Source organism: Vibrio sp. 11-4(1), assembly GCF_013048625.1.
Taxonomy (GTDB): Bacteria; Pseudomonadota; Gammaproteobacteria; order Enterobacterales; family Vibrionaceae; genus Vibrio; species Vibrio diabolicus.
Map to the genome: position 1 here is coordinate 1 of NZ_VHSY01000017.1, position 23,522 is coordinate 23,522.

The 23,522-nt window shown below is 44.8% G+C and carries 24 protein-coding genes and 1 rRNA gene; 4 read left to right on the plus strand and 21 right to left on the minus strand.

The window, feature by feature from the left end; all coding sequences use genetic code 11:
• The 8 genes from FKN16_RS22110 to dusA form a co-directional block, all read right to left on the minus strand.
• Positions 1-87, minus strand: a 16S ribosomal RNA gene (locus FKN16_RS22110); the annotation flags it as partial.
• A 590-nt stretch (positions 88-677) separates the two neighbouring features.
• A complete protein-coding gene (locus tag FKN16_RS22115) occupies positions 678-1,457 on the minus strand; it encodes a phosphoadenylyl-sulfate reductase (RefSeq protein ID WP_006743230.1) in 780 nt (259 codons plus the stop codon).
• Complete coding sequence (gene cysI, locus FKN16_RS22120) at positions 1,450-3,186, minus strand: assimilatory sulfite reductase (NADPH) hemoprotein subunit (RefSeq protein ID WP_006743229.1); 1,737 nt, start codon at positions 3,184-3,186, stop codon at positions 1,450-1,452. The genes FKN16_RS22115 and cysI overlap by 8 nt, the downstream gene beginning before the upstream one ends.
• The gene (locus FKN16_RS22125) at positions 3,186-5,057 is read right to left on the minus strand and encodes an assimilatory sulfite reductase (NADPH) flavoprotein subunit (protein ID WP_170903543.1); all 1,872 of its coding nucleotides are present in this window, start codon (positions 5,055-5,057) and stop codon (positions 3,186-3,188) included. Before FKN16_RS22125 ends, cysI begins: the two co-directional genes overlap by 1 nt.
• 117 nt (positions 5,058-5,174) lie before the next feature.
• On the minus strand, positions 5,175-5,405 hold the full coding sequence (locus FKN16_RS22130) for a hypothetical protein (RefSeq protein ID WP_005455817.1): 231 nt from the start codon (positions 5,403-5,405) through the stop codon (positions 5,175-5,177).
• A 156-nt stretch (positions 5,406-5,561) separates the two neighbouring features.
• Complete coding sequence (locus tag FKN16_RS22135; RefSeq protein ID WP_170903544.1) at positions 5,562-6,221, minus strand: TIGR04219 family outer membrane beta-barrel protein; 660 nt, start codon at positions 6,219-6,221, stop codon at positions 5,562-5,564.
• A 98-nt stretch (positions 6,222-6,319) separates the two neighbouring features.
• The gene (pspG, locus tag FKN16_RS22140) at positions 6,320-6,535 is read right to left on the minus strand and encodes an envelope stress response protein PspG (RefSeq protein WP_005398086.1); all 216 of its coding nucleotides are present in this window, start codon (positions 6,533-6,535) and stop codon (positions 6,320-6,322) included.
• Positions 6,536-6,698: 163 nt separating this feature from the next.
• On the minus strand, positions 6,699-7,679 hold the full coding sequence (gene dusA / locus FKN16_RS22145; RefSeq protein ID WP_109170353.1) for a tRNA dihydrouridine(20/20a) synthase DusA: 981 nt from the start codon (positions 7,677-7,679) through the stop codon (positions 6,699-6,701).
• Positions 7,680-8,000: 321 nt separating this feature from the next.
• Here dusA and zur point away from each other — a divergent pair, with 321 nt between their 5' ends.
• Complete coding sequence (gene zur / locus FKN16_RS22150; RefSeq protein WP_005381268.1) at positions 8,001-8,465, plus strand: zinc uptake transcriptional repressor Zur; 465 nt, start codon at positions 8,001-8,003, stop codon at positions 8,463-8,465.
• A gap of 9 nt (positions 8,466-8,474) precedes the next feature.
• Positions 8,475-8,936, plus strand: a complete 462-nt coding sequence (locus FKN16_RS22155) for a chemotaxis protein CheX (RefSeq protein WP_005381269.1) — start codon at positions 8,475-8,477, stop codon at positions 8,934-8,936.
• Positions 8,937-9,041: 105 nt separating this feature from the next.
• Here FKN16_RS22155 and pgi read toward each other — a convergent pair whose 3' ends face one another.
• Positions 9,042-10,694: a glucose-6-phosphate isomerase gene (gene pgi / locus FKN16_RS22160; RefSeq protein ID WP_053807699.1), complete on the minus strand. Its 1,653-nt coding sequence runs from the start codon at positions 10,692-10,694 to the stop codon at positions 9,042-9,044.
• 306 nt (positions 10,695-11,000) lie between these two features.
• Between pgi and FKN16_RS22165 the strand changes: the two genes are divergently transcribed.
• Complete coding sequence (locus FKN16_RS22165) at positions 11,001-11,420, plus strand: secondary thiamine-phosphate synthase enzyme YjbQ (protein ID WP_046874640.1); 420 nt, start codon at positions 11,001-11,003, stop codon at positions 11,418-11,420.
• Between the two features lie 38 nt (positions 11,421-11,458).
• Here FKN16_RS22165 and alr read toward each other — a convergent pair whose 3' ends face one another.
• Positions 11,459-12,535: an alanine racemase gene (alr, locus tag FKN16_RS22170; RefSeq protein ID WP_212756550.1), complete on the minus strand. Its 1,077-nt coding sequence runs from the start codon at positions 12,533-12,535 to the stop codon at positions 11,459-11,461.
• Positions 12,536-12,548: 13 nt separating this feature from the next.
• A complete protein-coding gene (locus FKN16_RS22175; protein WP_005395704.1) occupies positions 12,549-13,949 on the minus strand; it encodes a replicative DNA helicase in 1,401 nt (466 codons plus the stop codon).
• Positions 13,950-14,170: 221 nt separating this feature from the next.
• On the opposite strand from FKN16_RS22175, the gene FKN16_RS22180 reads away from it, so the two are divergent.
• A complete protein-coding gene (locus tag FKN16_RS22180; RefSeq protein WP_006743223.1) occupies positions 14,171-14,935 on the plus strand; it encodes a DUF481 domain-containing protein in 765 nt (254 codons plus the stop codon).
• Between the two features lie 78 nt (positions 14,936-15,013).
• Here FKN16_RS22180 and rplI read toward each other — a convergent pair whose 3' ends face one another.
• The 10 genes from rplI to FKN16_RS22230 form a co-directional block, all read right to left on the minus strand.
• A complete protein-coding gene (gene rplI, locus FKN16_RS22185; protein WP_005381278.1) occupies positions 15,014-15,466 on the minus strand; it encodes a 50S ribosomal protein L9 in 453 nt (150 codons plus the stop codon).
• 33 nt (positions 15,467-15,499) lie between these two features.
• A complete protein-coding gene (gene rpsR / locus FKN16_RS22190) occupies positions 15,500-15,727 on the minus strand; it encodes a 30S ribosomal protein S18 (RefSeq protein WP_000090472.1) in 228 nt (75 codons plus the stop codon).
• Between the two features lie 16 nt (positions 15,728-15,743).
• A complete protein-coding gene (gene priB / locus FKN16_RS22195; RefSeq protein ID WP_005381298.1) occupies positions 15,744-16,046 on the minus strand; it encodes a primosomal replication protein N in 303 nt (100 codons plus the stop codon).
• Between the two features lie 8 nt (positions 16,047-16,054).
• Complete coding sequence (gene rpsF / locus FKN16_RS22200; RefSeq protein ID WP_005381299.1) at positions 16,055-16,444, minus strand: 30S ribosomal protein S6; 390 nt, start codon at positions 16,442-16,444, stop codon at positions 16,055-16,057.
• 242 nt (positions 16,445-16,686) lie between these two features.
• Positions 16,687-17,358, minus strand: coding sequence for a ribulose-phosphate 3-epimerase (gene rpe / locus FKN16_RS22205; RefSeq protein WP_005395709.1), 672 nt, complete (start codon positions 17,356-17,358; stop codon positions 16,687-16,689).
• A gap of 92 nt (positions 17,359-17,450) precedes the next feature.
• The gene (locus FKN16_RS22210; RefSeq protein WP_170903546.1) at positions 17,451-18,290 is read right to left on the minus strand and encodes a Dam family site-specific DNA-(adenine-N6)-methyltransferase; all 840 of its coding nucleotides are present in this window, start codon (positions 18,288-18,290) and stop codon (positions 17,451-17,453) included.
• A 69-nt stretch (positions 18,291-18,359) separates the two neighbouring features.
• Entirely contained in the window at positions 18,360-19,874 is a 1,515-nt protein-coding gene (locus FKN16_RS22215) for an AAA family ATPase (RefSeq protein ID WP_170903547.1), read from the minus strand.
• 52 nt (positions 19,875-19,926) lie between these two features.
• Positions 19,927-21,027: a 3-dehydroquinate synthase gene (aroB, locus tag FKN16_RS22220; RefSeq protein WP_170903548.1), complete on the minus strand. Its 1,101-nt coding sequence runs from the start codon at positions 21,025-21,027 to the stop codon at positions 19,927-19,929.
• A gap of 32 nt (positions 21,028-21,059) precedes the next feature.
• Positions 21,060-21,578: a shikimate kinase AroK gene (aroK, locus tag FKN16_RS22225; protein ID WP_005381319.1), complete on the minus strand. Its 519-nt coding sequence runs from the start codon at positions 21,576-21,578 to the stop codon at positions 21,060-21,062.
• A gap of 187 nt (positions 21,579-21,765) precedes the next feature.
• Entirely contained in the window at positions 21,766-23,508 is a 1,743-nt protein-coding gene (locus FKN16_RS22230) for a type IV pilus secretin PilQ family protein (RefSeq protein WP_170903549.1), read from the minus strand.
• Between the last annotated feature and the right edge of the window lie 14 nt (positions 23,509-23,522).

Here is a 23,522-nt window from a genome sequence, read left to right on the forward strand (position 1 = left end):
GGTTCAGATAACTCGTTTCCGCTCGACTTGCATGTGTTAGGCCTGCCGCCAGCGTTCAATCTGAGCCATGATCAAACTCTTCAATTTAAGATTTTGTTCGGCTCAATGAATACTGAACATTACATAACGTAATGTTTAAATTGACTGTGCTGAATCCGAAGATTCAATGGTCACTTCGTATCATTGAAACCTAATTTGAAACCCCTCTTTATTAAGAGAAATTTCTAATTGGATTATCATCAACGAGTGCCCACACAGATTGATAGGTCTATATTGTTAAAGAGCAACTCTTCTTTGTGATTGACATCACTTCGGAAGAGGCGGCCATTCTAGCGAGATAATTTATTGTGTCAAACACTTTTTCAAATTATTTCGTTTTTCTTTTCAGCCTTGCCGACTTTGCTTAAACCCTTGTGAGCCCTTGCCCTGTCGACGAGGAGGCATTATAGAGATCGCGCTCACATTGGCAAGCGTTATTTTTCAAAAATTGCAAAAATAATGGTTAAGCGATGAGTTTTCGATCAAAGCTTTATTTATTCAACTTTACCCCAAGAACTCGCACAACTTATCCACAGAGTTATTCTATAAAGCGTGTTTTTCAGGTGCTATAAATAAAGAAAGCTGCTTTATTGCAGCTTTCTTTATTTACTCTAAACTCGATTTAAAGGTCACTATGGTTATATGCCGGACCCATCTTGTTCTGAACCATCATCTTCATGTAAACCACACTCTCGTTTTAAACCAAAGAATCGAGTTTCTTCCTCTGACATTCCCGGCTCCCATTTACGAGTGGTATGAGTATCACCAACTGAAAGGTAACCTTCATCCCACAATGGGTGGTATTTAAGGCCGTGTTGTTCTAAGTAGTAATGAACGTCTTTATTAGTCCAGTCAATTACTGGCAAAAACTTAAACACACCGTTCTGAATTGATAGTATCGGTAAACCTGCTCGTGATTTACTTTGCTCTCGACGTAGTCCAGAGAACCACGTTCCAACATTAAGCTCTTTTAGCGCTCGACGCATTGGCTCCACTTTATTGAGCTTGTTGTATTTTTCAATTCCCTCTACACCCTGCTCCCATAACTTTCCATATCGAGCCTCTTGCCAATTCGCACTTTCTTTCGCTCGATAAACTTTTAAGTTTAGGTTGAGAGCATCTGTCAGCTCATCAATGAATTGATAGGTTTCAGCAAACAGGTATCCTGTATCGGTTAGAATGACGGGGATATCCGCTTTGACTTGAGTCACTAAATGAAGCATAACCGCGGCTTGAATACCAAAACTAGAAGAAACCGCAAACTCGCCCTCTAGATTTTCTAAAGCCCACTTTACTCTATCTTGTGCCGAAAGCTTTTCGAGCTCGACATTAATTTGAGCAAGACGGAGGATTTGCTCCGTCTTTGTTAATGTCAATAACTCTGTAAGCTCAAGCCTGGATGCTACAGAATCAAGCATGAAAGTCCCTCTTTGATACGAGCACTTCTTGGATAATACCAGCACGAATTGTGAAATCGCCGAAGGCTTCGCCTTCTTCACGCTCTTTCGACCATCGAGCCACCAGCAGATCAATCTCTTCTAAGATTTGCTTATCCGTGATGTTCTCTTTGTACATTTTTGGTACTCGAGTACCAGCACGGTTACCACCTAAATGTAGGTTGTAACGACCTGGCGCTTTACCAACTAAACCAATTTCAGCCAACATGGCGCGACCACAACCGTTTGGACATCCAGTTACACGCAAAATGATGTTGTCATTTTCTGGTAGGTTGTGCTTTTCCAAAATCCCCTCCACATCAGTAACAAACTGAGGAAGAAAACGCTCTGCCTCTGCCATTGCTAACGGACACGTTGGAAAGGCAACACACGCCATTGAATTTTTGCGCTGCTCACTGATATTGTCATCCATCAAGCCATGTTCACGAGCGATCTTTTCGATCTTCGCTTTTTCGCTTTTAGGTACCCCCGCAACAATTAAGTTCTGGTTGGCAGTCATACGGAAATCGCCTTTATGGATTTTGGCAATTTCAGCAACACCCGTCTTAAGTGGTTTACCTGGAAAGTCTAATAAGCGACCGTTTTCGATGAAAAGCGCTAAATGATATTTACCATCAATTCCTTCTACCCAACCAATACGGTCACCACGCTCAGTAAACTCGTACGGGCGGCTTGCTTCAAACTGAATGCCTGCTCGCTTTTCGACTTCGGCTTTAAAGACATCAGTACCTACACGGTCAAGTGTGTATTTGGTTTTGGCATTCTTACGGTTTGAGCGATTACCCCAATCACGCTGAGTGGTAACCACCGCCGCTGCAACATCAAGCGTTTTCTCTAATGGGATGAAACCTAAGTCGTCAGCGCGGCGCGGATAAGTTGACGTATCACCATGTGTCATCGCTAGGCCGCCGCCAACTAAAACGTTAAAGCCTACCAACTTGCCGTTATCCGCAATTGCTACGAAGTTAAGATCATTGGCATGAACGTCTACGTCATTTTGCGGTGGGATCACCACCGTCGTTTTAAACTTACGCGGTAAATAGTTTTTACCCAGAATAGGCTCATCTTCTTCAGTGCTTTCTACTTTCTCACCGTCCAGCCAAATCTCAGCGTAAGCACGTGTTTTTGGAAGCAGGTGTTCACTGATCTTCTTCGCCCATTCATAAGCTTCTTGATGAAGTTCTGATTCGACCGGGTTAGTGGTACACAACACGTTACGGTTTACATCACCCGCGGTTGCAATCGAATCAATGCCAATACTGTTGAGCGTTTGATGCATCAACTTAATATTCGGTTTTAATACCCCATGAAACTGGAACGTTTGGCGAGTCGTCAGACGAATACTTCCATATAAAGAGTGCTCCGTTGCGAACTTGTCGATCGCTAACCATTGCGTTGGCGTGATGATGCCTCCAGGCATACGAGCACGAAGCATCACGTTATGCAATGGCTCTAGCTTTTGCTTTGTGCGTTCATTGCGGATATCACGATCGTCTTGCTGATACATACCGTGGAAACGAATTAACTGGAAGTTGTCGGCAGTAAAGCCACCAGTAATACGGTCCTGTAAATCTTGCTCAATGGTGCCACGTAATAAGTTACTTTCTCGCTTCAGGCGCTCGTTATCAGATAGCGGCCCTAGCTCTTCGCCTAATACAACCTGCTTATTATTGTCCGTAGAAAAAGTCATTAGTACACATCCCTCTGATAACGTTTCGCTTTACGTAGGTCATTAATAAATTGTTCCGCATCGTCACGCGGCATCTTGCCTTCTTGTTCAGCAACGATAACCAGTGCGTCGTGCACATCTTTTGCCATACGAGTGGCATCACCGCAGACATAGATATAAGCGCCTTCTTGGATCCACTGCCACACTTGAGCTGCGTTTTCTAAGATGCGATGTTGTACGTAAACTTTTTCTACTTGGTCACGACTAAAAGCAACATCCAATCGGCTTAGTACTCCTGACTTGAGGTACTTTTGCCATTCAACTTGGTATAAGAAGTCTTGAGTGAAAGTACGATCACCAAAGAACAACCAGTTTTTGCCTTCAGCATCGCGGTTTTCACGTTCCTGAATAAAGCTACGGAATGGTGCGATCCCTGTGCCTGGACCAACCATGATAATTGGGGTGCTATCATCTTCCGGCAGTTTAAAGTTGTTGTTATGCTCAACAAATACTTTAACTTCATCTCCCTCTTCGAGACGCTGTGCTAAGAAGCTCGACGCACCACCATATCGTTTTTCGTCGTTTTGTTCGTACTCAACCAAAGCAACCGTTAGGTGTACTTCTTCATCGACCTCTTCTTGGCTTGATGCAATAGAGTAAAGGCGTGGAGTAAGACGACGAAGCAAACCAATCAATTCATCTGCGGTTAACTTGGTTTTCTTTTCTGCCAGTACATCAACGATTTGAGTATTTGCAGAATACTCGCGAAGCTTATCTTTATCTTCAACTAACTTTTGTAGCTTCTTGCTATCGGATAACTCGGCAAACTTTGTGATGAGCTGTGGGTTAGATGTTGTGATTTCATATTTACTCACGAGAGCACTGTGGATTGACAAGCTTTCGCCATCAACATCAACGGTTTCAACCCCAGACAAACCGACCTTACCAAGAATGGCATTAGCAAGTTCTGAACTATTTTCAAACCACACACCTAGCGCATCACCAGGCTGATACGTTAACCCCGAACCTTCCAAGTCAATTTCTATATGACGAACATCCTTTCCAGAATCACGACCCGTGATTTTTTGACTGGTCAGTAACGTCGCTGTGTATGGGTTTTGTTTATTGTAAGGAGAGTGCTCGGTCGCCGCCTGACCCACTGGAAGTTGAACCACATCCGCTTCAGTGCCAGAAGAAAGCGTATCTTTTACCTTACCTAACGCATTCTTACGCCATTCAGCTGCTGGTGCTTCATAATCCACATCGCAATCAAGACGATCGATAAATGGGGTCGCACCTAACTTTGATAGGTAAGCGTCGAAGTCTTTACCGGTTTGGCAGAAGAATTCGTAGCTCGAGTCACCCAGAGCAATAACGCCATATTGAAGGTTTGACAGCTTAGGAGCTTTCTTAGATTGCAAAAACTCGTGTAGCTCTATAGCGTTATCTGGTGCTTCGCCTTCGCCGTTCGTCGATGCCACAATAATGACATGCGTTTCTTTGGCTAAGTTTTTACCTTTGTAATCACTTGCATCAAAAAGTTCGACAGCAATTCCTTCTGCTTTTGCTTCCTGTTCTAGAGCTTCAGCAACGCCTTTAGCGTTGCCAGTTTGGGAAGCAAAAATAATACTCAACTTACCTGCAGGCTTCGCTGATACGGCTGCCGTCGCTTGTGCAATTGGCGTTACCGCTGTATTTGGTTGATTTTGAGCTAATCCCCAAAAATACCCACTGACCCAAGCAAGTTGCTGTGAAGACAACTCAGAGACAGTTTGTTGGAGTGAGCTAATTTGTTGGTCATTCAGAGGGCTTGCGATTGGAGGATTTCCTCCTTGCCCATTATTATCTTCAGACACATTCTTGTGAGAATACTCATTCTTTTGAAAAGACATTATCACGACATCCCTATTCATTGCGTGACGATAGAGTACCCACTCTCCTTAATAACAAGAAAGAATAGAAGTGAATGTTTTATAACTTTTTGGAAGTAAGAACGGCTTACTTTTTGCTCATCGATCTTCAATGCGGACTTGTTGAAAGCCTACTGCCATTGCCGATTTTGACGCTGCATCCAAATCTTCATAAAGACATTCTTCACCATGACTGTCCGTCAGAAAAACAAAACCACCGCGCGCATGTCTGAACTCCACAACCCAGCCACCCTCTTGGATTGCAGGTTCAATAATCGCTTCGACAAGCTGGTTTTCACGGAATAGATGTCTTAGTTCGTTTATTGTCATCGCTATCCCTGCTTTAACTTTCACATTGCTCCTAGGTAAGCATGGTCTAAGTCAGCAAAATAGGCAGAAAATTCGATTGGATATAATGAAGTGATATAAAAAAACGCCGCTTATAAAGCGACGTTTTAAAAAATCGAGTATCTAATCTGGCTGCATTTAGAATGCGTATTCTGCACTCACAAAAAAGCCGTTAGCAAAAATAAACTCTTTCCCTAGATCCGACATGAATTTCTCGGACTCCAAATCAATCACGCGGTAACCACCACGAAAAGCCAGTTGAGCTTTTTCGAGCGGTACATGGTATTGAACACCTGCCATGAAATCAGTGCTTTTGATACCTTTGTTGTCACCAAAGTTTATCTCACCAATCACATCAAAATTTGTGTCCGGAACTTGAATCTCTGCGTAACCGTACCAAGCCCAAATCAGCTCATCAAACTCTTCTATACGCTTGTTTGAGCCAGCATCAATGTATTTAATGTCACTTAAATTACTGAATGTAACACCCGCATCAAAATGCAATAAATCATGCTCCAGAACTTGGTAGTACATGGTGAAATCGAGCTTATCGAACCCCATGTAATCCGCATCAACACTTGAGTAACGAAGGCGCGCATTAGGAACGTATTTAACATCATGTTCAATCGCCGCGTAAAATGCGCCTGTTGTGCTGCTATCTCGTCTTACTTCATTTACTTTAGTGTCAGCAGCCCAGATCTCTGCGCCGACTTTCGTCGATACAGAATATTCTGCAAAAACAGGAAAAGATACTGCCAACGATAATGCTGTTAAAGCGATGGTCGCTTTATTTGTCATGTAGTGTGTACTCCGAGATAGCTGATGTTCACGTTGAAGACGTGAGAGGAAATATACCATACTCTCACGTCTCTCTATCAACTAAATCATGTCACTCGTTATTTATAGCGGGGCTGGGCAACGTAATTCTTGAAGAACCAAACACCCAATGCAATCACGATTAACCATGGCAATAGTTTGAGTACCGCTCCGACCATTCCCAGTAAAAACATCACAACTAACGCAATACCGGTTGCTGCGAATACGGTCATCATTGTGATACCGGTAACCAATAGGGTCGCCGCAAAGACTAAAATAAAGATTAGCTCCAACATAATCACTTCTCCATTTGTTTTTAATAAACAGAGCAGTTTCCATACCAACTTACCAAGATAACGATAACACAATGATTTTTATTCAAAAATAAAGCCAGAGGCATTTCTGCACTCTGGCTTACTTGTTCTTTAGTTGGTAATTTTAGCCAACCACTGGTGAATTTTACACATTCAATTCTTTTGGAATCTTCGCTAACGCGTCTTGCAGCACTTCTAGACCAGAACCTGGTTTGTGCGCATTTTCACTGATATGACGACGCCATTGACGAGCACCGGGCATGCTTTGGAACAAACCTAACATGTGGCGGGTAATATGACCAAGGTACGCACCTTTCGCTAATTGCGCTTCAATGTATGGATACATCTCTTCAACAATTTCGCTGCGTTTCTTCACTGGAGCATTAGAGCCAAACAACTCTTGGTCTACCGATGCCAGTAAATATGGGCTTTGGTATGCTTCACGACCAATCATCACACCGTCAAGATGCTGAAGATGTGCTTTTGCTTCTTCTAATGATTTCACGCCACCGTTAATCGCAATCGTTAGGTGTGAGAAGTCTTGCTTCAATTGGTAAGCGCGTGGGTAATCCAATGGTGGGATCTCGCGGTTTTCTTTTGGGCTTAAACCACTTAACCAAGCTTTACGAGCATGGATAGTGAACTGCTCACAGCCACCCTTTTCTGAAACAATAGAAATGAAATCCGTTAGGAACTCGTAAGAATCTTGATCATCAATACCAATACGAGTCTTGACTGTCACAGGAATATCAACCACGTCCTTCATTGCAGCGACACAATCCGCAACCAACTGTGGTTCCGCCATTAGGCAAGCACCAAAGCGACCGTTTTGTACACGGTCAGACGGGCAACCCACATTGAGGTTAACCTCATCATAGCCACGCTCTTGAGCCAGTTTGGCACACTTTGCCAAGTCTTCTGGGTTTGAACCACCCAACTGAAGGGCCAACGGATGCTCTTCTTCGTTGTAAGCCAGGAAATCTCCTTTTCCATGAATGATCGCACCTGTCGTCACCATTTCAGTGTACAGCAGGGTTTCTTTGGTCATTAAGCGATGGAAGTAGCGACAATGACGATCGGTCCAGTCGAGCATTGGTGCTACGGAGAGCCTGCAAGAATGAGTCATGATATAAACACCCGTTTTTATGTTGCCAAGGTCGAGCGCAGCAGTACGCTCAAAAAATAAGTCGGGTATTGTATACCCAAGCACCTCTAGGTGCTAGTTTCAGCGAGAATGATTTGGTTGGCTGGCTAGCCAAATGCTTAAGAATATGCAGCAGTAATACGAATTCGTCACTCGTTGATTCATTCTGTGATGACTATTCCGACTTCACACCACCACCGACTTGCTTTAATTCATGATTTTCGTTCTGATAGTGGGTAAAATGAAGCATTTCTAAACGAACTTCGTATAGAAATGATTTATCATAGAGCACGTCCGATAGTTATGGTGAAAGGTTTGAACCCAACAATCATTGAACAAATTGAAAGTATCTGCGCAGAGCGTGGAGTACGATTGACTCCGCAACGCCGACGCGTATTTGAACTCATTTGTTCTAATCGCCGCGCCTCAAGTGCGTATGAGCTATTGGAGCAACTAAAAGAGAGTGAGCCTCAGGCTAAGCCTCCCACTGTTTATCGAGCATTAGATTTTCTCCTAGAGCAAGGCTTCATCCACCGAGTGGAATCGACAAATAGCTTTATTACTTGTTGTTCTTTCAATACTCAGCAGCACTTTTTCCAATTACTAATTTGCGATAAATGTGGTGATGTCGTTGAACTCGAAGATGAGACGCTGATATCCTTGTTAGCCGAAAACGCCGAGAAGCATGGATTCAAACTGACCAACCAAGTTATTGAAACTCATGGTGAATGCCAGGCCTGTTCCTCCGAGACGAAAGAAAAAGTATAGAAGAACGTTATGCGCGCTGAATTTGTAAACCCGTTTTTAGCTTCTTTAATGAACGTGCTAAAAACCATGGCTTCTCTTGAGCTGAAGCCACAAAAACCGCGAATCAAGAAGGATGAGATCGCACGAGGTGACGTTTCTGGTCTGATTGGCATGGTAGGTCCACAAACTCGTGGTTCAATGTCGATTACCTTTGATGAAGCGCTAGCTCTAGAAATCATGCAGAACATGCTTGGTGAGCGTCCAAATGGACTCAATGAAGAGGTCACCGATATGGTGGGTGAGATCACCAACATGGTTACTGGTGGTGCGAAACGCATTCTGGCGGAAAGTGGTTTTGATTTTGATATGGCAACACCGGTAGTGGTTTCTGGCCGAGGCCATACCATTCGCCACAAATGTGAGGGCTCAATCATCATCATGCCTTTCTCTTCCCAGTGGGGAAATGCCTTTATCGAAATCTGCTTCGAATAAAAGAGAAAAAATAGGTTGGCACTGGCCAACCTATTTTGTTTCTGCCTCAGGCAATAAAAAAGGTCAGCACTTGCTGACCTTTTCTTTATCGATTCAAACCAAACATTAAGCTTTGAACGCTTTAAATGCGTTGATTAGACCATTTGTTGAGCTGTCATGCGAGCTGATTTGAGACTCGTCTGCAAGCTCAGGTAGGATTTGGTTAGCCAGTTGTTTACCTAGCTCCACGCCCCATTGGTCAAAGCTGAAGATATTCCAGATAACACCTTGTACGAAAATTTTGTGTTCGTACATTGCGATCAAGTTACCTAGCGTACGAGGCGTGATTTGCTTCACTAGGATAGAGTTTGTTGGACGGTTACCTTCAAACACTTTGAATGGCGCGATCGCTGCCACTTCTTCAGCGTTCTTACCTGCTTTCACCAACTCTTCTTTCACTGTTTCTTCACTCTTACCAAACGCTAGAGCTTCAGTTTGCGCGAAGAAGTTAGACATCAGTTTTTGGTGATGATCGCTAGCTGGGTTGTGGCTGATTGCAGGTGCAATGAAGTCACATGGGATCAGCTTAGTGCCTTGGTGAATCAGTTGGTAGAACGCGTGCTGACCGTTGGTACCTGGTTCACCCCAAATAATAGGGCCCGTTTGGTAAGTCACAGCATTGCCTTCACGGTCAACGTATTTACCGTTTGATTCCATGTTACCTTGTTGGAAGTACGCCGCGAAACGGTGCATGTACTGATCGTAAGGTAAGATAGCTTCTGATTCCGCACCGTGGAAGTTGTTGTACCAAATACCGATAAGCGCAAGGATCACAGGGATGTTGCTTTCTAGGTCTGTTGATACGAAGTGCTTGTCCATCTCGTGAGCACCTTCAAGCAGCTCAACGAAGTTGTCGTAACCTACCGCTAATGCGATTGATAAACCGATTGCAGACCATAGTGAGTAACGGCCACCAACCCAGTCCCAGAATTCGAACATGTTCGCGGTATCGATACCGAATTCAGACACGGCTGTCGCGTTCGTTGAAAGCGCAGCAAAGTGCTTAGCCACGTGAGCTTGATCACCCGCAGACTCTAGGAACCAATCACGTGCTGTGTGCGCGTTAGTCATGGTTTCTTGCGTTGTGAACGTCTTAGACGCGATCAAGAATAACGTCGTTTCTGGGTTAACTTTCTTCAACGTTTCAACAATGTGAGTACCATCAACGTTAGATACGAAGTGAAGGTTTAGATGATTTTTGTACGGTGCTAGAGCTTCCGTCACCATGTAAGGGCCAAGGTCAGAACCACCGATACCGATGTTCACGATATCTGTAATTGCTTTACCTGTGTAACCTTTCCACTCACCGCCGATAACGCGTTCAGTGAATGATTTCATTTTTTCTAGAACCGCGTTCACTGCTGGCATTACGTCTTCGCCGTCTACCATTACTGGTGTATTCGCGCGGTTACGTAGTGCAGTGTGAAGAACAGCGCGACCTTCTGTTTGGTTGATCGCTTCGCCACTGAACATCGCTTCAATTGCAGATTTCAGCTCAGTCTCGTTCGCAAGAGCGAACAGGTGCTTCAGAGTTTCCTCATTGATGAGGTTCTTTGAGTAATCGACTAGGATGTCTGAGCCGAAACGTGCAGAGTATTTGTCGAAACGCGCTGCGTCTTGAGCAAATAACTCTTTAAGATCCATATCTTGTGCAGATTCGAAATGCGCAGTTAGCGCTTTCCAAGCTTGTGTTTGCGTTGGATTGATATTTTTCAACATGGTCTTTATCCCGATGTTACAGTAGGTTCCATTCCTTACAGTCTAGCGAAAACTGTGGAATCCCCGATTTAGCAAATAGAATATTAATTAGATGTTTGGGCGAATTGCCACAAAACAAGTCTTTGTAATTTTTTTTCAGGTGCCAATTATGACTGAGAGTATTTACACTCACATTGAGTTAGGTCACGTTCCCTGCCCTGAAAATGAACAATTCATTTACGATGACAAGAATCATATCACTTACTAATGACAGGCTCTAATTGGAATAGGATAGACGCCAATTTATAAATTTCCAAAGGAACACGTATGTGGGCACAAAAAACACTGCAATTAAAAGCGAGAAGCCGCGGTTTTCACCTAATAACTGATGAAATTGAACAACAATTACCACAAATAAACGAGCTTTCAGTAGGTTTATTACACCTATTTATTCAACATACCTCCGCCAGTTTGACCTTAAATGAGAATGCTGATCCAACCGTGCGTATGGATATGGAAGCACACTTCAATAAGTTTGTGCCAGAGCGTGCTCCTTATTATCAGCACACCTATGAGGGGGATGACGACATGCCAGCACACATTAAAGCATCCCTACTTGGCAGTAGTGTGACGATACCAATCCAAAATGGTCGATTAGCTTTAGGAACATGGCAGGGCATTTACTTGGGTGAGCACCGAGACTTTGGCGGCGGCCGCCGCGTTATTGCTACGATTAACGGTGAGTAGATAAAACAAAGGCTAACCTTAGGTTAGCCTTTCGCTGTTTATTTTGAGTACTCCATCTCGACGCGAGGCGTTAGCTTAGTCACGAGTTCATACGCAATGGTACCAATGTGACCCGCCACTTCTTCTACTGGGAGCTCTTTCCCCCAAAGAATCGCTTCGTCGCTGACTTTATCCGTTGCATCTGGTCCCAAATCGACCGTCAGCATATCCATGGAAACTCGACCTGCAATAGGTACTTTACGGCCATTAACCCACACCGGCGTACCGTTTGGAGCACTTCTTGGGTAACCGTCGCCATACCCTACAGCAATGACACCAACTTTTGTATCTCGCTCACTGGTCCAAATACCACCGTAGCCAACACTTTCGCCCTTTTTCACTTCACGTACCGCAATAAGGTGGGATTTAAGTGTCATCACGGGTTGATACCCCAGGTCTTGTGCGGTCTTGTCATCAAATGGCGATACACCATACATGATGATGCCCGGACGAACCCAATCCAAATGGCTTTGAGGCCATGCCAACAACCCCGCAGAGGCCGCAAGTGAACGCTCCCCCTGACAACCAGAGGTCAACGACTTAAACAGCTCAATCTGTTGGGGAGTGATATGGCTATCCAGCTCATCTGCACAGCCAAAGTGACTCATGTAACGTAACGGCTTGGCTACGTTTGGACACTCTTTCAACCGCGTGACAAACTCATCATATTGCTCAGGGCGAACGCCAAGACGGTGCATCCCACTGTCAATCTTAAGCCACACGACAACCGGAGTTTCAAGGTCGGCTTGCTCCAAAGCGATAAGCTGCTCTTCACAATGCACCACGGTTTGGATGTTGTTCGTCACAAGAACAGGTAAGTCACCTGGAGAGTAAAAACCTTCTAGCAATAGAATCGGCTTTACCACGCCACAAGCGCGCAGTTGCAACGCTTCTTCAATGCGCGCAACACCAAAGGCATCCGCATGGTTGGCATGTTTTGCAACGTGACGTAATCCGTGACCATAGCCATTGGCCTTCACTACAGCCATCACTTTACTTTGGGGCGCTTGCGCTTTCACGCACTGTAAGTTGTGCTGCAACGCAGACAAATCAATGCACGCCTTGGCCGCTTTCATATAGCTCATGGGGTTACTCATCATCAATATCGAATGCAGGACCCGCGTAGTTGTCAAAGCGCGAGTGTTGACCTTGGAAGGTGAGACGCACAGAGCCGATAGGACCGTTACGTTGCTTACCAATGATGATTTCTGCCGTACCTTTGTATGGGCTATCTGGGTGATACACCTCGTCACGGTAGATGAACATGATCAAGTCGGCATCCTGCTCGATAGAGCCCGACTCACGCAAGTCCGAGTTTACTGGGCGTTTATCTGAACGTTGCTCTAGGGAACGGTTAAGCTGAGACAGCGCCACGACGGGCACATTGAGCTCTTTTGCCAGCGCTTTCAGAGAGCGCGAAATCTCCGCGATTTCCAGCGTACGGTTATCAGAGAGTGCAGGCACGCGCATAAGCTGAAGGTAGTCGACCATGATCATCGACAGACCGCCATGTTCACGTGCGATACGGCGAGCGCGTGAACGCACTTCGGTCGGAGTTAGACCGGAGCTGTCATCAATGTACATGTTTTTCTTCTGCATCAAGATACCCATAGTAGAAGAAATACGCGCCCAGTCTTCGTCATCCAACTGACCCGTACGGATCTTGGTTTGGTCAACGCGAGACAAAGAGGCCAACATACGCATCATCAACTGCTCGGCTGGCATCTCTAGCGAGAAAATAAGCACAGGCTTCTCTTGTTGCATGGCCGCATTTTCACACAAGTTCATCGCAAAGGTCGTTTTACCCATCGATGGACGCGCCGCGACAATCACCAAATCAGAACCTTGCAAACCTGCGGTTTTCTTATTGAGATCTGTGAAACCGGTATCGACTCCGGTAACACCATCTTGCGGCGTTTTATATAACAACTCGATACGTTCTAACGTCTTTTCGAGGATGTTGTCGACGTTTTGTGGCCCTTCGTTTTCACTGGTTCGTGACTCAGCGATGGCGAAAACTTTACTCTCCGCCATATCAATCAGATCTTCCGAACTTCGACCTTGAGGATCGTAACCCGCATCCGCAATCTCATTCGCGACACCGATCAAACCACGGACGATCGCACGTTCGGCAACAATATCAGCGTACGCATTAATGTTAGCGGCGCTTGGCGTGTTTTTCGCCAAATCTGCAAGGTAAGCAAAACCGCCCACATCTTCTAATTGCTCGTGACGCTCCAGGTATTCCGATAAAGTAATAAGATCGAGAGGCTTGCCCGCTTCAAGAATGGTTTTTACACCTTCAAAAATTAGGCGATGCGGACGACTATAGAAATCACTGCTTACAACACGTTCGGCAACGGTGTCCCAACGTTCATTGTCCAGTAAAAGACCACCAATTACTGATTGCTCGGCTTCTAGTGAGTGAGGTGGCACTTTGATTGCGTCGACCTGACTGTCTGAAGGTTTGCGATTTCTGTTTTCCGCCATGACTTTGCTCGATAACTACTATTGACCCACGATTATAACCTTAACCTAACTGAGATGCTTCCCCGAAGCGACAATTACTTGTTAAGAAATCAACATGCGAACCGCACAAGTAATAGCCTGGTTCTTCCGCCCAGCTCTAATAAAAATTAACCTACCATTGACCCAACAAAATATCTGTATCAGTATCATGCCCCTCCTTTTTAATTACGTTCGAGGTTGATGTGTCCCGATACTGGTTACTTAGCTTTAGCTTACTATGCGCTAGTGCATCGTATGCTGACGAATCAGTACAGCCAGAGCAAAATATTGATGTGCCCGACCCATTAAAAACCGAGGTGGAGTTCGGCTATCAAGCTCACACAGGTAACACGGACTCTCGTTCCCTGAATGCTCGTTTGAGTGCTGAATATACGTCAGGTCGACACCGTTCTAATGGTGAATGGAAGTACTACAACTTGTACAAAGACGGTGAAGAAGACAAACGCTCATCCACCTACGCCCTGCAGAGTGACTACAAGTTAGGTCCTAAAACGTATTTGTATGGCAGCTTTAAAGGGGTGGATTCTCGTTACAGTGCCTATTTTAAAGACTACACCTTATCAGGCGGTTTGGGTTACCAGTTTTCCTACACTGAAAACTTCATTTTAGAGGTAGAAGTCGGTCCTGGTTTTCGTTATCAAGAACCAAATTTAGATGAGATAGATGATGACGACATTGTCTTTCCCGATATCGTTCGAGAAGGCATTTTTCGAGGGAATATCAATACGACTTGGCACGCACTAGATAATTTGAGTTTCGCGGCTGATATTACGTTGGTAACAGGTAAAAGTAACACTCGGGCCGATAGTGAGCTCAGCGTGACCAATGATATTACTGAAGATATCGCACTAAAACTGGCACACTCTCGTCAGTATCACGATAAAGTGCCTGAAGGCTTAAGCAAAGCGGATAGCGTATTTTCCGTTAATTTACTCTTCGCTTTTTAACCCGTTTTTTTTCCCAGTTTTAGAAATAAAAAAGCACCTCCGAAGAGGTGCTTTTTAGTATTTCGTCTTGATACTGAATTACTCAGCAGCAACAACTTGTAGGTTCACAGTTGCGAAAACTTCAGAGTGAAGTTGAACGCTGATCTCGAACTCACCAGTTGTACGTAGAGCACCTTCAGGAAGGCGAACTTCGCTCTTAGCAACTTCAACGCCTGCAGCTGTGATAGCGTCAGCGATGTCACGAGTACCGATAGAACCGAATAGTTTGCCTTCGTCACCAGCTTTAGAAGCGATAACTACAGCTTCTAGAGCGTTAACTTTCTCTGCGCGAGCTTCTGCAGCAGCTAGTTGCTCAGCAACTTTAGCTTCTAGTTCAGCACGACGAGCTTCAAACATTTCAACGTTAGCTTTAGTTGCCATAACTGCTTTACCTTGTGGGATAAGGAAGTTACGAGCGTAGCCAGATTTAACGTTTGCAGTATCGCCAAGACCACCTAGGTTACCAATTTTATCAAGTAGAATAACTTGCATTGCTTAATCCTCTTTCTTAATAAAATGAACCGATTACTGATGCTTGTCAGTGTACGGTAGTAGAGCTAGGTAGCGTGAACGCTTGATAGCACGTGCTAGTTGACGCTGGTACTTAGCGCTTGTACCAGTGATACGGCTAGGTACGATTTTACCAGCTTCAGTGATGTAGTTTTTAAGAGTTGCTACGTCTTTGTAATCAATCTCTTGTACGCCTTCTGCAGTGAAACGGCAGAATTTACGACGACGGAAGAAACGAGCCATGGGCTATCTCCTAATCTTAAATTTGAGTAATGTTGTCGGCGTGTAACACTAATTTTCCCACGCCATTTCGGCCGGTTTGATAAGTGACAAAACCACTTACCTTAATGTTACTGCCTTGAACTAAATTCTGAGTTAGTGCTTGTGACCCAAGCCCGCTGACGACTACCGGCATACGACAATAAACTTGTCGAGGTAAGTCAGCTTCGATAATAGTAGAGCGATGCTCCAGCCAAAACCGACAGTGTTCAATGCCACCAGGGCTTTTACTACGAATGGGCGGTTTGGCAATGGTGCCGCTCAGCTCCATTCGATTGGCCATAAGAAAACTTACTCAGCAGCTTCTGACTTAGCTTCAGGCTTAGCTTCAGAACGCTCTTCACGACGTGGAGCACGCTCTTCTTTTTGCTTAAGCATGATAGATTGCTCAGTGATCGCTGCTTTAGTACGCATGATCATGTTACGTAGAACTGCATCGTTGAAACGGAAAGCAGTTTCTAGCTCATCAATTACAGCTTGGTCAGCTTCAACGTTCATAAGAACGTAGTGAGCTTTGTGAAGCTTGTTGATTGGGTAAGCCAGTTGACGACGGCCCCAGTCTTCTAGACGGTGGATTTTACCGCCAGCTTCAGTGATTGAACCAGTGTAACGCTCGATCATGCCAGCAACTTGCTCGCTTTGATCTGGGTGCACCATGAATACGATTTCGTAATGACGCATTGGTTGCTCCTTACGGATTATTCAGCTTCCACAAATGGCTCAGTCGTCCAGAGGAAGCAAGGAACTAAAGATAATTGACTGAGTTTAAGGAGCACGAATAGTACAGAAAGGGCGCAAAATAGGCAAGTGATTATTTGCTCAACGCAGGGGATATTTTATTTCATCCAACACTAGAAATAACAAAGGCTGCCAATAAAGTGACAGCCTTTAAAATCAGGGCATTATCGCGCGTATATAGGGACTTATTTTACTTCAGCCAGTTCCGTGCGCATTTGATCGATCACTTGTTTGTAATCTGGCTGACCGAAAATTGCCGAGCCTGCAACGAACATGTCTGCGCCCGCTTCTGCGATTTCACGAATGTTGTCAACCTTCACACCGCCATCAATTTCTAAACGGATATCGCGACCAGACTCATCGATCATCTTACGAACTGCACGCAGTTTATCTAGCGTGTGAGGAATGAATGATTGACCACCAAAGCCAGGGTTAACCGACATCAGTAGAATCATGTCGACTTTGTCCATGATGAACTCAAGGCTCGCAAGTGGCGTTGCTGGGTTTAGTACCACACCAGCCTGACAGCCGTGCTCTTTAATTAACTGCAGTGTACGGTCTACATGATCAGAAGCTTCCACATGGAATGTAATCATCGACGCACCCGCTTTTGCAAAATCAGGAATAATGCGGTCAACCGGTTTCACCATTAGGTGAACATCGATTGGTGCGGTGATGCCGTAATCGCGTAGTGCTTTACACACAGGTGCACCAAAAGTCAGGTTTGGTACATAGTGGTTATCCATAACGTCGAAATGCACCACATCCGCACCCGCTGCGAGTACTTTCTCGACATCTTCACCGAGACGAGCAAAATCTGCCGATAAAATGGATGGAGCAATAAGAAAATCTTTCATACCTGACCTCAGTAGTAATGAGCAAACAATCTGCGCGCAATTCTACCGAAGCCAGTGGGGAGATCCACTATTTAGATTTAATAGTGTGAGAACTAAGAGCTTGGTTGATCCATCTCAGGGGCATGAAAAAGCGCAAGCAGCTCATCGACTTTATTACGACCACTGCCATTGCGGCTAATGGTGCGCTTCACTTTTACTACATTGAGCTCCGCACCGTGATACAACCGACGCGTCAGCGTAGTGTCGTGGTTAGAAATCAAAACCGGAATACCACGCTCAGTCGCCGTTCTTTCAGCAATGTCGGCTAATGCAGCCTGGTCATCCAACGTGAAACCATTACCTGCGTATGAGGTGAAATTTGCCGTGTTTGAAAGCGGTGCATAAGGAGGATCGCAATACACCACACTCCCCTTACGTGCTCGGCGAAAAGTTTCTGGATAACCTTCACAAACGAACGTGGCTTTCTTGGCTTTTTCGGCAAAAAACTCCAATTCCGCCTCTGGGAAGTAAGGCTTTTTATATGAACCAAACGGAACGTTAAAGCCGCCTTTTTTGTTGTAACGACATAGGCCATTAAAACCAAAGCGGTTCATGTACAAAAACGCCAAAGAGCGGTACATCACGTCATCTGTTTTATTAAACTCAGCGCGAATGTGTAAGTAGGCTTCTTTACGGTTATTCTCGGCAACAAACCAACGCTTCGCTTCAGAGATGTACTCTTCCGGGCGCTCTTTTAGTAGGTTGTACAGATTGATCAGATCTGGATTGATATCTGCCAGTAGATAATGGTCATAATCAGTATTCAGAAACACTGAGCCCGCACCAACAAAAGGTTCAACTAGCTTTCGAGCCGGTGGTAAATGACGTTGGATGTCTTCAACCAGTCCGTATTTTCCTCCTGCCCATTTAAGAAAGGCTCGTTGCTTTTTCATCTACTGCTCTATCTATCGACCAAAAATTAAGGCTGCGGAATGTAACATATTTTTCAGCGAAGCTCAGGTTTATTTCACTCGTTCAATTTCGCGATGAACCTGACGGAGTGATTTTGCCCAAGGACTCACCGACTTAACCGAATCAGGCAAGCTTGCAACGGCATCGCGAGCCATTTGAATTGTCGGATAATCTTGGTATGTGATGATATACCACTCGGTGTCATTGCGAACGGTAGGATAAATTCGTACTTGATTATTCAGCTGATGCTCATCGAGGAAGGCTTGTACATCGTCCATTGACGTCATAGCAGCAAGCTGCAGTGTATAGGCTCTTGGTGATAGTGCTTTTAATTCTTCGCGAGCAAATGAAAACTTAACCACAGACTGCTTCGCACCGTCTTCTTCTGGCTGAGCAGAAGTTTGCGTCATACCTTGATTTGGTTTTACGACTTTTATTAAGGGTGAGCTGGTTTCATCAGTGGCGTCTTGCTTCTCAACGCCCACGACATCATCAATCGCTTTTGTGTCTGCTGAATCAGCTTTACCTTCAAGCAATGCATCGACCACATTCGACTCAATCACCACTCTCTGTTGATTGTCATCACTGCCAACGCTCGCCACTTCTTCCGTTACTGCTGGCGGTAATGAATCAGAATCATCAATCGCGCCAGAGCCATCAAGGCCACTGCTAGTGCCATCAGTCACAGATTGTAGTGAAGACTGCGCAGCACTGATTCCTGACTCTTCAAAAGTTGGAATAGCCGTTTGCTCTAAACTACCAGCAATTTGCTGCGCTTTATCATCAGGGCTTGGTTGATTATACATCCACCAATAGCCACCGGCAGCAAGCAGCAGTAATGCTAATACCACTAACGCAATATTCAGCGGTGAACCGACAATCGAGCGGATAATGATCCTTTTTTCCACTTTCATCTCTCCTAACGCCATGATGTCACCCGGTACTGGGTCAACTTTTTTAAATGCATCTCGAACCCGCTTCTCCGCCTCATCATCAACATAGCGCGCAACAAGTGATTCAAAGAAACGACGGGCTTCCACTTCGGACAACATATCAATATCAAGCTCAACAGGCTTTATCTCTTGTCCGTAACTGAGACGTGACAGCAATCCTTCTAAGCGCCCAGACTGCGTAAATAATAAGACATTGATGGTCCAATTCGGCTTATGATGCGCCTCTAAAACCAGCATCCAAAGCTCAGAAACGAGCGTCTCACTTAATAAATGCGCATCATCAACCACAATCGCGATATCACAAGGCTCATCACCCAATAGTCTTTCGAGGCTATCAAGTAAAGGCTCTTGCTGATTAAACAATGCGTCCGAAACCAGTTGACTCAAAATAAGGATGCGGCGCTGCACATCATCTTGATTAGAATGACAAAGTAACAAACATTGATTCTTGTTACTGGCACCCACTTCAAGGTATCGCTGCGCTAACCAAGATTTTCCATAACCATCATGACCATTAATCGCAATGAAATTGGAACCAAAATTAGTCAGCAATCCTAACCTATCAAGCAACTCGATTTGAGAATCTAATTCCAGAACGTGAGCAACACTCATCTAATAACCTTAATACACTACAAGAATGACGCCCAAAGGCGCCATTACAAGGTTAAATATCGCGACTGAAGTCTATCGCCTGTTTGAGTACGTCTTGTGTCGTATCAGCAATGACCTCGGCACTACCAATGCCTGTAGGTAGAACTAATCTTAATTGACCAGAGAGGACTTTTTTATCTCGCATCATATGTTTGAGGAAGTCATCGAAGCTCATACTTTCTGGAGTATGAACAGGCAATTTGGCACGACGCAAAATCGCAACAATACGCTCAAATTGCTCTGCTGAGATAAGACCGCGCAGATGCGAAGTTTTGGCCGCCATAACCGTGCCAGCAGAAACCGCTTCACCATGCAGCCAATTGCCGTAGCCAAGCTCAGCTTCAATCGCATGACCAAAGGTGTGACCTAAGTTGAGCAGAGCGCGGATGCCCGATTCTTTCTCATCCTGAGCCACCACTTCCGCTTTTATTTCACAGCAACGTGCAATGGCATAAGTTAGCGCTTCTTCATCCAACGCGTACAAGCGTTCAAGGTTTTCTTCCAACCATACAAAAAAGTCTGCATCGTAAATTATGCCGTACTTAATGACTTCTGCGATACCTGCTGCGAATTCACGCTCAGGCAACGTCGATAAACAGTTGGTATCGATGATCACGGCTTTAGGTTGGTAAAACGCACCTATCATGTTCTTACCCAACGGATGGTTAACCGCGGTTTTTCCACCCACCGAAGAGTCCACTTGAGATAGTAATGTCGTTGGTATTTGAATAAAGTCGACCCCACGCTGGTAACAGGCAGAAGCAAAACCCACAAGGTCGCCAATAACGCCACCACCTAACGCGATGATCACAACATCACGAGCGTAATTCCCCTCGAGGAGGAAGTTCATCACTTGGTTAAACACATCCAAGTTTTTGTACTGTTCGCCGTCAGGCAATTCTAACAAGGATGCACTACAACCGAGCTGCTCGAGTTGCTTTAAAATTTTGTCAGCATACAAAGGCGCCACTGTGACATTACTGATCACAACAACTTTTTGTTTTGCATTTTTGTTTGAGAGAACTTGAGAGAGGTACGCCGGGTCCTCAAATAACCCGGCGCCAATAGAGATTGGGTAGCTACGCTCAGCTAGGTTGACCGTAATCCGTTCCATCGGTTTGCTCCAATTAAAAAAAAGATAAAAACTTATCTCTCTTCTAGCATTTTTACGATCTGGTTGGCTACCACTTTTGCACTCTGATCGTCAGTGCGAACAGTGTAATCCGCTACTTCTTCATACAGAGGATTACGTTCTTCAGCTAATTGCTCCAATACTTCGCGAGGGTTGTCCGTTTGAAGTAGAGGACGCTTCTTGTCACGGTTTGTGCGCGCAAGTTGCTTTTCAATCGTCGTTTCTAAGTAAACAACAACACCACGTGCCGAAAGACGATTACGGTTTTCTTTGCTCTTAACAGAGCCACCGCCAGTCGCAAGCACGATGCCTTGCTCTTGTGTTAGGTCTTCAAGTACCGCTTCTTCACGCTTGCGGAAGCCTTCTTCACCTTCTACATCAAAAACCCAAGAGATGTCTGCACCAGTGCGTTCTTCGATCACTGTATCGGAGTCAACAAACTCCATATGCAGTTGCTGTGCTAGATGTCTACCAATTGTACTTTTGCCGGCGCCCATTGGGCCAACAAGGAAAATATTACGTTTCTCAGCCATGTTTAGCAGTAATTTACAACATTGATTCAATAAGATCGCCACAAGAAAACACAGCTAAATCGCTGTTCTACAAGGCTTGTGGCACCAGTTCCTCACAGATAATTCGTGATAAGACCCGAAATTATCCAAGCATGGTGCCACTATTGCAACTTTATTTTTGATTTAATCAGTTTTTCACGAGGTAGAACTACTGAATCACCACCTTAGGGGTGACGAAAATTAACAGCTCACTTTTGCCAACATTTTCATAACTTCGACGGAAAAGCGCACCTAATAGCGGCAGATCGCCTAACAAAGGCACTTTGTCCACCGAGTTAGTAATGCTGTGCTGGAAAATACCACCAAGAACGACGGTTTCACCGTTATTTACTAACACTTGCGTCCCGATACGTTGAGTATCAATCGCAACGGCTTCACCAGTACCTGTTTTCACGACTTGTCCAGGTCTATCTTGCGTAACGCTTAAGTCCAACACAAGGCGGTTATCCGGTGTAATTTGTGGCGTCACCTTCAAACTCAATACTGCTTTTTTGAACGTTACCGTCGTGGCACCACTTGATGAGGACTCTAGATAAGGTATCTCGGTACCTTGTTCGATATAGGCAGGCTTCTTATTGGTAGTGATCAAACGTGGGCTTGAGATAATCTCAGCTTTGGACTCTTGTTGCAGCGCAGAAAGCTCGAGGTCTAACAAGGTGTCTGAGCCTAATTTTGCAACCTGAAAAGCAATGCTGGTCGCGTTTGGACTGGTTGCAGCTAAGTTTACGTTTAGGAAGTCATCGATACCTACTCCATCACCGTCACCACCGTCTTCTCCTTCACCACCACCGTTATATAAACCGATCGTGGCAAGGTTGTTTTCGATAGAACCACCAACCGTGTTATTGCCATTAATAGAGGTAAAGCCCCAGCGAATTCCCAACTCGTCCATGTTGCCTTCATTGATGGTCACAATACGCGCTTCAATTTGAACCTGCTTCACCGGGATATCCAAAGATTCAATAATTTCTCGAATCACTTCAATGTTTTCAGGTAGCTCACGAATCAATAACGAGTTAGTCCGTTCATCAATGGTCATACTGCCTCGCTCAGACAACATACTGATGTTCCCTTCTCCGTTGATCATTTCTGCAATATCTGATGCTTTAGCGAAGTTTACCTTGATGATTTCAGACGAAAGCTCTCCCATCGTTTGTTCTAGCTGCTGCTTTTCGAGTTGCTGTTTTTCGCGCAGATCAAGCTCATCTGTTGGAGCAACCAGAATCACGTTGCCATCAACACGCTTATCTAACCCCTTAACTTGCAAAATAATATCCAGCACTTGCTGCCACGGAACACCATCAAGACGAAGTGTGAGGTTACCTTCTACGGAGTCTGAAACAACCAAGTTGAACTGGTTGTAGTCGGCAATTAGCTGTAACACGTTACGTACAGGAATATCTTGGAAGTTAATCGAAATGAGCTTGCCTTCTTTTTCTAGAATGCTTTTATCCGGAGCTTTCTCATTGGGTTTGATCTTAGCCACTTTGATTTCCAAGAATCGCCCCGTTAAACGGTAATCATGCGTATATTCTTCATTGATGTGCGCAACCAAGCGCGTAGTTGAGGTATCGCGAAACACCTCTACGCTTTCAACCACAGTCGAGAAATCATTTACGTCTAGGAGATACAGTTGCTCGTCTTTTACCGAAGTATTAAGCAAATCGATACTTAACCCTTCCTGTACGCGTTTGACATCAACAATCGCGGCAGGTGACGCCAGTTCAACGACTATAACGGCGTCTTTATCTTTATTAGTGCGAAAGTCGATACTCTTTAAGGCATTAGACGATACTTCTCCTGCTGCCACTAAAGGGGCTAAAAATACAAACAACCATAAGGAGAAGAGCCCAGTTAGTATCCTTGTTGTACGTGTTAATCCTTGTCTCATTTTCATTACTCAAT